This window comes from Asaia lannensis NBRC 102526 (genome assembly GCF_024054035.1).
GTDB lineage: Bacteria > Pseudomonadota > Alphaproteobacteria > Acetobacterales > Acetobacteraceae > Asaia > Asaia lannensis.
Genome location: NZ_JAMXQU010000001.1, coordinates 427,567 through 441,245 on the forward strand (window position 1 = coordinate 427,567; position 13,679 = coordinate 441,245).

The following is a 13,679-nucleotide window of genomic DNA, read 5'->3' on the forward strand; positions in this document are numbered from 1 at the left end:
GATGCCGCCCTGACTGGCCCTCGCGCGCGCAAAGATGAGGGGAGACGTTGTCCGTCCGGTCTCTGCCATCACGAATGCCATGTTCCCCGGGCCGATTGCCGGTCGCTGCATGACGTGGTTGCCGCCATGCCACGAAAACGTCGGTTGCCTTTCGCTGGCGAGAGGAAGAGAATTGACCGATACGCCAGACAGATACGCTCTTCTCCGATACTGTTTTTGCCATAGAACGGCACAGCGCTCTCTGCGGTAGCGCAGAATGCACCGGGTTTCTCTCGTGTCTCGATGGCCAAGACTGAATGGACCCGGTTTCCCCGTGCTGACCTCTTCGCCTCATCCTGCCATACGCTTCTCGACAGGGCAGATCATCCTGCTCGGGCTCGTAAGCACGATCGGTCCGATCTCGACCGATATGTATCTCCCGGCTTTTCCACAGCTCGAACACGATCTGGGGCAGGGGCCCGGCTCGGCACAGCTCACGCTGGCCGCCTGGTTTATCGGTCTGTCCATCGGTCAGTTCTGTCTGGGTCCCCTGTCGGACCGTTTCGGGCGACACAAGCCCATGGTGGTGGGGCTGGCCATTTATGTCGTCGCCACGATCGCTCTGGCGACGACCAGTTCATACTGGTCCTTCTGTCTGCTTCGTCTGGTGGCGGCTCTGGGGGGGGCCATCACCAGCGTCATTCCGCGGGCCATCGTGCGCGATGTGGCCACAGGGCACGAGGCGGTACGTCTCATGTCCCAGCTCACACTCGTTTTCGGCGTGGGACCTATACTGGCTCCGACGCTTGGAAGCGTTTTTCTGGCTTTTGGAAGCTGGCGTCTGATCTTCTGGGCAGGTGCCGTGGCAGCCGCCTTGCTGGCGGGGCTGTGGCTTGCGGTGATGCCGGAAACCCTGCCGGTGGAACGGCGCTATGCCCTGCCGCCGGTGGAAATCCTGCGCCGTTATGTCAGCCTCGTGCGTGAGCCGGTCTTCATGTCCTCTGCCACGCTGTCGAGTTTCAGCACTTTCGTGATGTTTGCCTATCTGTCGAACGCACCGCTTCTGTTCGAGCATCTGCTCGGTTTTACCCCGCGCGCCTTTGCCATTTTCTTCGGCATCAATGCGGGCGGGTTCATTCTGGCCACGCAGATCAATGGCAGACTCTCGCATAAATTCGCTTTTACGTCGGTCATGCAATACGGGCTGGCCGCCTGTCTCGTTTCAGGATTGATCCTGCTGGCCGTGAGTCTCAGCCATGTTGTGGGGCAGAATGATCCCTGGCCTTTATGCGCCCTGATCATCACCACCACATTCACGCTTGGCTTTATCGGCCCCAATGCCAATGTGCTGGCACTGACCCATCATGGGCATCAGGCAGGGGCAGCATCGGCGCTGCTCGGCACCATGGCCTTTGCCATCGGCGGTTCGAGCGGCATTCTCATGGCATTATTGCCACCGACACGGCTCAGTTCGACGGCTTTCGGTATGCTTGCCGGTATTTGCGGCATGGTGCTCTGCAATTTCTGGCGCCGTGCCGCCGAGAAACGTCAGAAAAACACCTGACTTCGCTGCGTGTGAGCAAAATTCAGGCGAAAGTGGCGTCCAGAGGCGATTAGCCGCCCCTGGCACCCGGTGATCGTCGCTGTTCCGTTTTCCCGCGCCGGTAAGCCCTTTTCATAGGCTGGCAAGGCAGGCAGTGCGGAAAAGGAATGCTGGCAACGGTCTGCTGTGTCAGTCCTGCGCACCGAAAATAACGGCGAGTGTTTTCTCCATGATGTCGGGAGAGAGTTTTGCACCGAGCACCAGTTCGGCGCCGATAATGCCCTGATTGACGAGCATGCCCAGCCCGTCGAGTGTCTGACAGCCCTGCGCTTTCGCCTCGCGCAGAAGCTTCGTCATAGGGGGATTGGGAATCACGTCTGCCACGATCGTCGCATTGGAAAGGCTGGATGTCTCGATAGCGGGGATGGCTTCCGCATCGCCAAGACCTATGGACGTGGCGTTGATCAGAACATCCGTGCCTTTTGGCACATCGAGTGCGCCCTCCCATGAGATGGCATGAGCCTGTGCATCGCTGTTCTGCGTGAGAAGCTCGGCAATCGCTTTCGCTTTCTCGGGGCTGCGATTGGCGATGGTGATTCTGGCAGCGCCAGCCAGAGCAAGTTCCACTGCAATGGCGCGCGCTGCGCCACCAGCGCCAAGGATCACGATCGTTTTGCCTTTCGGGTCCGTCACCTTGCGCAGTGAGGCCAGAAAGCCTTTTCCGTCTGTGTTGTTGCCGGTCAGTCTGCCGTCACGGATCTGCACGCAATTGACGGCACCGATGATTTTTGCCGATTCCGCGATCTCGTCGAGATGCTCCAGAACAGCAATCTTGTGCGGAATCGAGCAGTTGAATCCGGCCCACTCCATGGCTTTTGCCCCGGCAATCGCCGCAGCAAGATTGTCCGGCTTTACGTCGCAATTGATGTAGCGGGCGTCGATCCCCGCCTTGGCATAGCCTGCCTCCATCATCGCGACGGTCGGATTCTTGGCACAGGGTGTGGAAAAAGAACCGGTCAGGATCGAGCGGAAGGAACGGTCTGTCATGGGGTACACTCCTGAGAGACAGTCGACCCTGCAACGGGCCGTTGTCATTTTGCATAGCTATGCAAACAACGCATCGAATGGCAAGGGTTTCATTGAAAACCGTATTTTGAGTCCGTGCGGGGCCGCTTATCAGCGGCGAGACGTACTGCGACGAAGAACGAGGTCGGCCTCGATCACATGCGTTTCCGAAAGACGGTTTTCCGGCGCTGCGAGCGAGCGCGTCAGGATATCCAGAGCAGTCGCCACCAGCCGGTCCGGTCTCTGGTCGAAGCTGCTCAGCTGATAGGCGTTCCATGCTGCCTGGGGGATATTGTCGTAACCGATGACGACCATGTCCTGCGGGCAGGAGAAACCTGTGATCTCACCGATGGCGTCCAGTGCCCCACATCCCATGAGATCGTTGCTGGCGAATAATCCATCGGGCCTGTGTCCAGCGAGAAGTGCGCATGTGAGGGCATCGTACGACGCTCGGTAATCGTCCTCGCCATACAGCTTCATGACCGTCAGGCCGAAGGCTGCGCAGCCCTCTTCAAAACCCGCAAAGCGCTCGCGCGATGCGGCATTCGCTGCAGGTCCGGCCATGAAGCAGGGGCGCGTTACCCCAAGCTCGTGCATCAGGTGTGCCGAGCGCAGTCCTGAGTTGCGGTTGCTGGATTGTACGGATGAGATACCCGGCCCCGTCAGGGCAGAGTTGAAACAGATCACCGGTATGTTGAGCGCGGAGAGGGCTCTAGCCGTTTCTTCCGTACCGATTGCCAGTGCCGCGATGAGCGCATCGACACGATATCCGGCAAGTTTGTCGATGGCCGCATCGAGTGTCACATCGTCCATCACCTGAACCAGCATGACCTGAAATCCGGCATCGCGAATACCCGATGACAGACGTTCGAGTGCCGAGCCGTAGACCGGGTTACGCAAGCCGCCAACAATGATGCCGATCATTCCCGACCGACCTGTCAGCATGATGGAGGGAATGCGATTGGGACGGTAGTTCAGTTCTTCGGCAGCCCTGAAGACGCGCTCACGCGTCGCTGGGGCAATGCTTGCGGAGGTGGAGAAAGCCCGCGATACGGCCGATTGGGAGACGCCCGCATGACGGGCAACATCGACAGAAGTGATCACACGCTTGGTCATGTTGCCATCATGACACGAACCGGTGTTTCAGGGCGACCCCGGCGCGGCAGACAACCCTCGCATTGCATGAATGCGAGACGGTATCGGGGGTAGCCCGGGTTCCCGTTCGGGGCGGGCGACCGACGATTCAGTGACCGGTTGTTCAGTAATAACGGCAGGGCCTGTTTCGCTCGGGCGGATTGGCCGACTGGATGACAAGCAGCGTTACCTCATCGTCACCGACATTGCCTGCATCGTGGCCTTTTTTGCCCTTGTAGGGTCCGTCTGCCATCGGGCGGACATCCTGATCCTCACCAAACAGGATATCTCCCGGACCCATTTCAGCGCGTGTGCCGTCCATGGCGCGCACCCACCAGCGACCTTTGAGCGGCACAATCCATTGTGGCCTGGGGTCGGGATGCCATGCCCCGTTCCAGTGTCTTGGCTGCACGGTCATCATGACCGTCGCCGTTTGAGGAGACATCGGGTCCTGCCATTGCGGCCCGGCAGGTGGAGACATGCTTTTGAGGAAGAAATTCGAGACCGGGCAACGGGCGATGTGGCTCACGCCCTGATCGTCAGTCCACAGATGCTGATAGCTGCGCAGCGGCTTTTCAGGCGCTTTCTCGGCTGCCTGAGTCAAGAATGCTGCAGCAAGAAAGGCGATGAGAAGGGGAAGCGGCCACAAATATTTCATCGATTCGGCTCTCGACAATCAGCATGGAGGGGGGTCACATCCTTTTGATTACGCGTCTATCCTGAAATCGTTCCGGGGCCATTAACGGTGATCAGATTTATTGCGGTCGTCATTGGCCTGGCCATTGCGGCCTATCTGGCCTCGGCAGCCTTTCTTTATTTCCGGCAGGATCGACTGGTCTTTCCAGCCGAGACAACGCCGCTGGCCGACCCTGCAACGCTGATTCCAGGCGCGCGTATGGTCGTGCTGCATACGCAGGACGGACTTGACCTCAAGGCCTATTATCGCCCCCCTGAGGGCGATGGCCCCGTCATTCTCTATCTGCATGGCAATGCCGGATCGATCATGACGAGAGCGCAGCGTTTCAAATTGATGGCGCAGGGCGATACGGGGCTTCTGGCCGTCGAATACCGTGGCTATGCAGGCAATCCCGGCGCCCCTAGCGAAGCTGGGCTCGTCAGCGACGCAGCTGCCGGGATGGGATATCTCGGAACGCACGGCATCGAGGCCGGGCGGATCGTGATCTATGGCGAGTCTCTGGGCACGAATGTGGCTGTGCAGACGGCGCTGCGTTTCCCCTCAGCAGGAACCGTGCTCGATGCGCCCTATACCAGCATCGCCGATGTTGCCGCATCGCGTTATCCGATCATGCCCGTTCGTCTGCTGCTGAGAAACCGGTTCGATACGCTTGGGCGTATCGCTGCATTGAAAACGCCGCTTCTGGTCATGCGCACCCTTCAGGACCGTACCGTACCGCCGGCAGAAAGCCTTGCCGTCTATGAGGCAGCACCGGAACCGAAGACCATATGGACGACACAACAGGGAACCCATTCGACCCTGATCGAGAACGGGGGACTGGCGGTTCTGCGTGCCTTTATCCGGCGCGTCTGCCCGCCATCGCCCTGATCCCACCGAGCTGCCGTCTGACAGGTCGATAATCGTCCGTGGCAGCTCAGCCGATGGATTTCAGAGCCGGATAGAGCGCACGGTAGCGTGCATAGGCTGCGCGATAGGGACCGGTCAGGCTCTCGTCCGGCACGATGGAGGCGATACGTTCCGGAGGCAGGCAGACCGCGCTGACATCCTCCGATGTCACGGCGATACGGGCGAGGCGTGCTGCACCGAAAGCGCCACCCTGCTCCCCGTTTGCCAGATGATGCAGGGTAATGCCGAGCACGCTTGCGAGAATGGATGTCCAGAGCGGACTGCGCGACCCGCCGCCGATCACATCGGCCTCGCTGATGACAGTGCCCGATTCAGCCAGTCCCTCCAGCGCGTCGCGAAATGAGAAAGCGACACCCTCCAGCACGGCCTGTGTCATCTGCGCACGTGTCGTATCCTGTGTCAGCCCGACAAAACCGCCCCGTACGGTCCCGTCATTATGCGGTGTGCGTTCGCCCGAGAGATAGGGCGCAAAAAGGACGGGTGAGGGGGATTGTGGGCTTTCCGGCAGTTCGGCGAGCAGGGTTTTTTCATCGAGGCCCGTAACACGCGACCACCAGGCGAGAGAGGCGGCAGCGGAAAGCGTGACACCCATCTGATGCCACTGACCGGGCACAGCATGGCAGAAGGAGTGGATGGCATGATTGCCGCCCGGATGAAAGCTGTCGGTGGTTACCCATACCACCCCTGACGTGCCCAGAGACAGAAAAGCATCGCCTGTGTGAATGGCGCCGAGCCCGACCGCGCCTGCGGCATTATCGCCCGCCCCGCCGGCAAAAACGGGTGCCTCGACCATGCCCCATCGTGCAGCGAGATCGGCGTCGAGACGCCCGGCAGGGGCCGTGCCCTCACACAGCTCGGGCATGGATGCGAGACGCAGCCCGGATGCTTCGAGCGCGGCATCGGACCAAAGGCGCCGACCTGTATCGAGCCAGAGCGAGCCTGAAGCATCGGACATGTCCTCGATCAGGGCGCCCGTCATACGAAAGCGCAGCCATGCCTTGGGCAGGACGACATGTGTGACCCTGGCGAAAATGTCGGGCTCATGGCGTGCCACCCACATCACTTTGGGTGCGGTGAATCCGGGCATGGCAATATTGCCCGTAATCTGTCGGCAGAGTGGAAAACGGTGCTCGAAAAGCGAGCATTCCGACTCGGCGCGCGTGTCGTTCCAGAGCAGGCAGGGGCGCAGGACTTCGCCTTGTGCATCCAGCAGCACGGCGCCGTGCTGCTGCCCCGAAAGGCCAATGCCCCGCACCTGCGCAAGCGCCTCCGGATGAGAACCGTGCAGGGCGTCCAGAGCACGAAGCGTGGCATGGTACCAGTCTTGGGGTGCCTGCTCGCTCCAGCCCGGATGCGGGCGGCTGACATCGAGTTTTTCGGTATGGGAGGCGATGATGCTTTGTGCCCCGTCAACCAGAACCGCCTTGATTCCCGAAGTGCCGAGATCGATGCCGAGATACGTACCGGAAGTCATGGATGCTGCGCCTTGCTGTGGATGCTGCGTGGTGTGGACATGAGCCCGCCTTCTGCCGGTCTGTCTGTATCCGGCGGCTCGTCTGGCTGATTTAGAGAGGTGCCGGTCCCTGTCGGGTGTCGGTCCATGAGGGCCCGGTTCAGAATGCTGCAAAGAGGTGGATGAGGCGATCAGACACGGTGAGCGGCCCTGAAGTCGCGTCACAATCGGGTGAAATCATGGTGCTGCAGGACGATATGGGGCAACAATCCCTGCAAAGCCTGTCTCGTCATCCCCAGTATCAGGGTTTGTCCATATGTGCGGACGGTGTAGGCATGGCGGTCGTTCCTGTCTATGTTCGTGCCCCTATTGGATGGTCGAACAGACGCATGACATAAGCCCGACGGGCTAAGGGAGAGATGATGTCGGTCGAGATCAGGGTGCCGGTTCTTGGTGAAAGCGTCACCTCGGCAACAATTACCCGCTGGCTCAAGCAACCCGGACAGGCAGTTGCCGCCGATGAGCCCGTCGTCGAACTGGAAACGGACAAGATCAGCGTTGAGGTGCCTGCGCCTCAGGCCGGCGTGCTGGGTCACGATCTCGTGGCCGCAGGGGCTGAAGTGGCCGTCGGCAGCGTGCTCGGCACGCTCGATCCGTCCGGAACGCCCACCGCTACGCCCGATAAACCATCGGACAAGGCTAAGCCTGCCGCGGCGGCATCGTCTTCAGGCTCTGCTACGCCGTCTCCGGCTCCTGCGAAGGGAACCGATACGTCACAGCGCGAAGCCATGCCCGCCGCTGCGCGCCTCATGGCCGAGGAGCATATTGCGCCCGAGACGATCGGTCAGGCGACAGGGCTCGATGGTCGTATCACCAAGGGGGATGTGATCGCCGAGATGGCTCGCCCCCGTCAGCCATCGCAGAATCCTGCTGAAGCAAAGTCAGCTTCACCGGTGTCTGCTCCATCGGCACCTGCCGCGCCGGCAGCGTCGCCTGCTGTTGCGAGTGCACTTGCGGCTCTTCAGGGGCAGACGGAGCAGGATAGCCGCGAGCAGCGCGTGCCCATGACAAGGCTGCGCCAGACGATCGCGAGACGCCTGAAAGACGCGCAGAACACCGCGGCCATTCTCACCACCTTCAATGAAGTGGATATGAGCGCGGCCAAGGCACTGCGTGCCGAATATCGCGAGATTTTCGAGAAGAAGCACGGCGTGAAACTGGGCTTCATGTCCATTTTCGCACGCGCCTGCATCAAGGCGCTTCAGGAATTTCCTGCCATCAATGCCACGATCGACGGCGACGAGATCGTTTATCGCCGTTTCGTCAATCTCGGCATCGCGGTCGGGAGCGAACGCGGACTCGTCGTGCCTGTTCTGCATGACGCCGACCAGATGAGCTTTGCCGATCTCGAGCGCAACATCAACGATTACGGCAAGCGCGCACGCGCCGGTACGCTGAAGCTCGATGAGCTGTCGCGCGGCACGTTCTCGATCACCAATGGTGGCGTGTTCGGCTCACTTCTTTCCACGCCCATCCTCAACCCGCCTCAATCGGGTATTCTGGGCATGCATGCCATCCAGGACCGACCGGTTGCCGTCGATGGTCAGGTTGTGATCCGTCCCATGATGTATGTTGCGCTGTCCTACGATCACCGCATGGTCGACGGGCGTGAGGCCGTCAGCTTCCTGGTGCGCGTCAAGCAGTATGTGGAAGATCCGCGACGCCTGCTGCTCGATGTCTGAGGCGCCTTCAGGGCGCCCGGGCTTCTGAAGGAACAGCCGGACCGAAAACCGTCGCAAGAACACATCGATGTCTGAAGAGAAAGAAACTGCCATGTCCGAAACCCATGATTTCGATCTGGCCGTGATCGGCGCAGGGCCGGGCGGTTATGTCTGTGCGATCAAGGCCGCCCAGCGCGGCCTGAAGGTCTTGTGTATCGACAAGAGAGAGACGCCGGGCGGCACCTGCCTCAATGTCGGGTGCATTCCATCGAAGGCCTTGCTGCACAGCTCCGAACGTCTGCATGAAGCAGAGACCGAATTTGCAGCGCTTGGCATCGACAATGTCACGCCCAGGCTCAACCTGCCCCAGATGATGGCGCGCAAGGAGCGTGTCGTTGGCGATACGGTGAAGGGTATCGGCTATCTCTTTCGCAAGAACAATGTCACGTTCCGCGTGGGCGAGGCCAGCCTGACCGGCCCGCATAGCCTGACGATCGGTGGCGATACGGTTACGGCAAAGTCCATCGTTGTTGCGACAGGCAGTGCGCCGACAGCGTTGCCGGGCGTGACTTTCGACGAGAAGCGCGTGGTTTCTTCCACAGGCGCATTGTCTCTCGAAGCGGTGCCCAAACGCCTTGCAGTGATCGGCGCGGGCGTGATCGGCCTCGAACTCGGCAGTGTGTGGAAGCGCCTCGGCAGCGAGGTCACGATCATCGAGTATGGCGATCATATCGCACCGGGTTTCGACCGTGGGCTGGGGCGTCAGTTCCAGCGTTCACTGGAAAAGCTGGGGCTGAAATTCCGCCTCTCGACACGCGTGACCAAGGTCGAGGCGCAGGGCGATGAGCAATCGCTCACCGTTCAGAAGGTCGGGAAGGAAGAAACCGAGCAGCTTCAGGCCGATGTCGTGCTCGTGGCGATCGGACGCAAACCCTATACCGAGGGGCTCGGTCTGGGGAGTGTGGGGATCGAGACGGATGAGGCCGGGCGTGTGCAGGTCGACAGTCACTTCCGCACTTCCTGCCCGAGCATCTATGCCATCGGTGACGTGATTGCCGGCCCCATGCTGGCGCACAAGGCCGAGGAAGAGGGCATTGCTCTGGCGGAACAGCTGGCCGGTCATGTGGGTCATGTGCCTTATGACGCCATTCCTTCAGTGATCTACACCCAGCCGGAATTTGCCATGGTAGGCAGGACCGAGGAGCAGCTGAAGCAGGACGGTGTGGCCTACAAGACCGGCAGCTTTCCTTTCATGGCCAGCGCGCGCGCGCGTGCAATTGCGGCGACCGATGGCGGGGTCAAGGTGCTGACCGATGCCAAGACGGACCGTATTCTGGGTGTGCATATTCTGGGTGCCTGTGCGGGCGAACTGATAGCGGAAGCCACTCTGGCAATGACATTCAAGGCAAGCGCCGAGGACGTGTCTCTGGCTTGCCATGCCCACCCGACGCTCTCGGAAGCGGTGAAGGAAGCCGCAATGGCAGCTTTCGACAAGGCGCTGCATCTCTAAGGAAAGTCTCAACCTGCGTATCCAGGCGTGACGCGGGGCACCTGTCTCAGGGTATGATCCTGTGACAGGTGAGGGGCGGGCCCCATGACGGCTTCTGTTTTCTGAAAATATCAGGCCTTTGCCGCCCCGGACCGAAATCCGGGGCGGATGAGGCGTCAGCCCAGTGCTTCCTGCACCAGAGCGGCCTGCTCGGCCTGATGTTCGCTGGCCAGACCTGTCGCGGGTGAGGCTGAGGCTTTGCGGCCGACATAGATCGGGCGCGGGTGAGCGTGATTGCAGCGCTCGGCCGAGTTCTCGATACGACGATCGACAAAGGCCCAGGCACCGCCGTTCTGGGATTCTTCTTGACACCAGACGATCTGCGCATTGGGGTAACGTGCCAGCTGTTGCGAAAGCACATCGCGCGGGAAGGGATAGAGCTGCTCCAGACGGATGATGGCCACATCCTGTCTTCCGCTTTCGCGTCGCGCCGCACGCAGGTCATAATAGACTTTGCCCGAGCAGAGCACCACGCGCTTGATATCCTGATCGGGCAACAGCGCATCGGTTTCCGGCAGCACGGTACGGAAACGCGTCTCCGGTCCGAAATCGGTCAGATCGGATACAGCCTCTTTATGACGCAGCAGCGATTTCGGCGTCATGATGATCAGGGGCTTGCGGCACTCGCGTGCAATCTGGCGACGCAGGGCGTGGAAGTAGTTTGCCGGGGTCGTGATATTGCACACACGCAGATTGTTTTCTGCGCAAAGCTGCAGATAGCGTTCGAGACGGGCCGATGAATGCTCCGGACCCTGGCCTTCATAGCCATGCGGCAGAAGCATCACCAGACCCGATGTGCGCAGCCATTTGGTTTCACCCGAGGCAATGAACTGGTCGATAATGACCTGTGCCCCATTGGCGAAATCGCCGAACTGGGCTTCCCACAGAACGAGGGAATTGGGAGCGGCCAGCGTGTAGCCGTATTCGAAGCCCAGCACGCCGAATTCGGATAGCAGGGAGTTATAGACTTCGATTTTCGCCTGACCGTCGGCGATGTTGTTGAGCGGCACATAATCGCTCTGGTTGATCTGGTCGATCAGCACGGCATGACGCTGGCTGAATGTGCCACGCTGGCAGTCTTCACCCGAGAGGCGCACGGGATGATGCTGAAGTAGCAGCGACCCGAAAGCCAGTGCCTCACCCAGAGCCCAGTCGATGCCGCCACCCGTCTCTATGGCCTGAGCGCGTGCCTGAATGACACGGCGCAGACGCGGATGAAGGGCGAAATCTTCAGGGATGCGCGTCAGTGCTGCGCCAACGCGCTGCAACCCGGAAATGCTGATGCCGGTGACGGGCTGTTCGCGCAGGGGTTCGTCGGACAGACGGGACGGATCCTGGTTGCATTCCAGCCAGTCCTCGCGGCTCGGCTCGTAGGATTTGGCAGCCTCGAACTGTTCCTGCAGATGGTCCTGGAAGAACTGGAACCGATCGTCGGCGGTCTCGGCATCGATGATCTTCTCACGTGCCAGACGCTTGGCATACAGGGCGCGCGTCGTGGGGCGGGCAGCAATCGCCTTGTACATGGTGGGCTGCGTGAAGGCCGGTTCGTCGGCCTCGTTATGACCGTGGCGGCGATAGCAGACGAGATCGATCACCACATCGGCGGCGAATTCGCGCCGGTAATCGGCAGCAAGACGGGCGCAATAGGCCGCAGCTTCCGGCTCGTCGCCATTCACATGCAGGATCGGCGCATGAACGGCCTTGGCGATGTCGGTGCAGTAAAAGCCCGAATGCGCATGGGCCGAAATGGTGGTGAAACCGATCTGGTTGTTCGTCACCACATGAACCGTACCGCCGGTGCGATAGCCGATGAGCTGCGACATGGCCATGGTTTCGTAAACGATACCCTGACCGGCAAAAGCGGCATCGCCATGAATCAGCAGGCCGAGATGGCGATAGCGGTTTTCAAGACCGACACACCCCTCTGAATCCTGGATGGCACGCACACGCCCCACCACAACCGGATCAACCGCTTCGAGATGCGATGGGTTGGGCAGAAGGGTCACACGCACCTTCTCGTTCGACACATGAAGCGTGGCAGCCGTGCCAAGATGGTATTTCACATCTCCCGACCCCTGCACGTCGGTCGGCTTGAACGATGCGCCGGCAAATTCGGAGAAAATGGCGGCAAAGGGCTTCTGCACGACATTGGCCATCACGTTCAGACGACCGCGATGCGCCATGCCGACCGAAACGCTGCGTGTGCCGTGCTGCACGGATTGTTCGATAATGGCATGAAGCACCGGAATGGTGACTTCACTGCCCTCCAGTCCGAAGCGCTTGGTGCCGGTGAAGCGCTTCTGACAGAACCCCTCGAACCCTTCGGCTTCGGTCAGCTGGTTGAGAATGGTCTTTTTCTCGTCAGCGGAGAACATATGACGCCAGTCGTCGCCTTCGAGGCGGTGCTGGAGCCAAAGGCGCTGAGCGGCATCCTGGATATGCATGTATTCCACGCCGATCGGACCGCAATAGGTCTGGCGCAGCGCTGCAAGAAGTTCGTTGATGGTCGCACTGGCGCGCTCGGGCAGAAGCGAGCTGACCATCTGGCCCAGATAGATCGGGCGGTCACGGTCATTGGGGCCGAAACCGTAGGTGGCCGGATCAAGCTCGGTATAGGATTTCGGAACCTGCAGCCCGAGCGGATCAAGACGCGCCTCGAGATGACCGCGTACGCGATAGGCGCGCACCAGCTGGATGGCACGCACGCTGTCATCGACGCTGGACAGCAGATCGGTGGCGGAGAACTCGCCACCCGAACGCGAGGGAGGAAGGGTTTGTGAGCGGGCGTCGAGCAGGGAGGCCTGTTCGCCCCAGGCGGCCCTGTCGGCAGCATTCAGCCCTGCGGCCTGACGGGCCGCAGCCTGTTCGGCGTCGAGCGCCTTGAACAGATCCGCAAAGGAGGGGTCCACGCTGCGTGGATCGACAGCCCATTTGGCATGCAGATCCGCCAGATAGACGGTATTGGCGCCGTTAAGCGCCGTAGGTAACGAACCGATCTCACCCATGCTTGCAGCCCTCCCCGGCTGACACGTCCGGAACTGGATAACACTTCAAAATGGCACTCTCATGGCGGTGGTCACCATGGAACTCTTGCCTATCAGCAACAAGCATAAAACTTTTCCGAACGATTTCAGTTCACAATCGCACGTTCTGCAGACGGGGTCAGAAAGAGTCGAAACTTTCAATCCCGCTCTCCGTCTTAGACACCGTACCAGAACATCGGGTGATCTAACCCATACAGGGGCGTTCCGATATTGCAGTTTGGAGGGGTCTGTCATGCGTCGCATGCCCGCACTCGCGGTATTCACGATTTCGCTACTGTGCCAGGGCGTGTCCTGCGCGCTTGCGACTCCGGAACGACCGGTCGAGCAACAGGGCCGTCATCTGGATTTCGACAGCCGTGCACCATTGCGTTGCACGCATGCGCCCCATCTGGTTCATACGGCCTATACCCCGGGTGAAAAGCCGGTTTCCGGCCCGGTTTCCCTGCGTTCCTGCTTCTCCGATACGGATCGCATCGGCGCCGGATATACGCAGTTCGTGCGCAACAGTGCCGTCCGTCATCTGCATCATCGCATGAAGGGTTAGCATCCCTCTTGTGCAGGCTGTGGAGCAGGAATAGGCTCGCCTTC

11 protein-coding genes are annotated in these 13,679 nt (G+C 60.4%); 6 read left to right on the forward strand and 5 right to left on the reverse strand.

The window, feature by feature from the left end:
• The first annotated feature begins 313 nt into the window (after positions 1-313).
• Positions 314-1,543 (forward strand): multidrug effflux MFS transporter, encoded by a 1,230-nt coding sequence (locus tag NF685_RS01910; protein ID WP_252848367.1) that lies wholly within the window; start codon positions 314-316, stop codon positions 1,541-1,543.
• A gap of 168 nt (positions 1,544-1,711) precedes the next feature.
• On the opposite strand, the gene aroE is transcribed toward NF685_RS01910, so the two are convergent.
• The 3 genes from aroE to NF685_RS01925 form a co-directional block, all read right to left on the reverse strand.
• Entirely contained in the window at positions 1,712-2,569 is an 858-nt protein-coding gene (gene aroE, locus NF685_RS01915; protein WP_252848368.1) for a shikimate dehydrogenase, read from the reverse strand.
• 129 nt (positions 2,570-2,698) lie between these two features.
• Positions 2,699-3,703, reverse strand: a complete 1,005-nt coding sequence (locus NF685_RS01920; RefSeq protein ID WP_252848369.1) for a LacI family DNA-binding transcriptional regulator — start codon at positions 3,701-3,703, stop codon at positions 2,699-2,701.
• Between the two features lie 142 nt (positions 3,704-3,845).
• Positions 3,846-4,379 carry a cupin domain-containing protein gene (locus NF685_RS01925; protein WP_252848370.1) on the reverse strand — a complete coding sequence of 178 codons (534 nt, stop codon included), beginning with the start codon at positions 4,377-4,379 and terminating at the stop codon, positions 3,846-3,848.
• A gap of 87 nt (positions 4,380-4,466) precedes the next feature.
• Between NF685_RS01925 and NF685_RS01930 the strand changes: the two genes are divergently transcribed.
• Entirely contained in the window at positions 4,467-5,285 is an 819-nt protein-coding gene (locus NF685_RS01930) for an alpha/beta hydrolase (RefSeq protein WP_252848371.1), read from the forward strand.
• 46 nt (positions 5,286-5,331) lie between these two features.
• Here NF685_RS01930 and xylB read toward each other — a convergent pair whose 3' ends face one another.
• Entirely contained in the window at positions 5,332-6,798 is a 1,467-nt protein-coding gene (xylB, locus tag NF685_RS01935; protein ID WP_252848372.1) for a xylulokinase, read from the reverse strand.
• Between the two features lie 161 nt (positions 6,799-6,959).
• Here xylB and NF685_RS01940 point away from each other — a divergent pair, with 161 nt between their 5' ends.
• The 3 genes from NF685_RS01940 to lpdA all read left to right on the forward strand — a co-directional run bounded on the left by NF685_RS01940 (position 6,960) and on the right by lpdA (position 10,008).
• The gene (locus NF685_RS01940) at positions 6,960-7,175 is read left to right on the forward strand and encodes a hypothetical protein (RefSeq protein ID WP_252848373.1); all 216 of its coding nucleotides are present in this window, start codon (positions 6,960-6,962) and stop codon (positions 7,173-7,175) included.
• A 24-nt stretch (positions 7,176-7,199) separates the two neighbouring features.
• Positions 7,200-8,519 carry a 2-oxoglutarate dehydrogenase complex dihydrolipoyllysine-residue succinyltransferase gene (odhB, locus tag NF685_RS01945; protein ID WP_252848481.1) on the forward strand — a complete coding sequence of 440 codons (1,320 nt, stop codon included), beginning with the start codon at positions 7,200-7,202 and terminating at the stop codon, positions 8,517-8,519.
• Between the two features lie 67 nt (positions 8,520-8,586).
• Positions 8,587-10,008: a dihydrolipoyl dehydrogenase gene (gene lpdA / locus NF685_RS01950; protein WP_252848374.1), complete on the forward strand. Its 1,422-nt coding sequence runs from the start codon at positions 8,587-8,589 to the stop codon at positions 10,006-10,008.
• 155 nt (positions 10,009-10,163) lie between these two features.
• On the opposite strand, the gene NF685_RS01955 is transcribed toward lpdA, so the two are convergent.
• Positions 10,164-13,052, reverse strand: coding sequence for a 2-oxoglutarate dehydrogenase E1 component (locus NF685_RS01955; protein WP_252848375.1), 2,889 nt, complete (start codon positions 13,050-13,052; stop codon positions 10,164-10,166).
• A 271-nt stretch (positions 13,053-13,323) separates the two neighbouring features.
• Here NF685_RS01955 and NF685_RS01960 point away from each other — a divergent pair, with 271 nt between their 5' ends.
• Complete coding sequence (locus tag NF685_RS01960) at positions 13,324-13,635, forward strand: hypothetical protein (protein ID WP_222546612.1); 312 nt, start codon at positions 13,324-13,326, stop codon at positions 13,633-13,635.
• Positions 13,636-13,679: the final 44 nt, after the last annotated feature.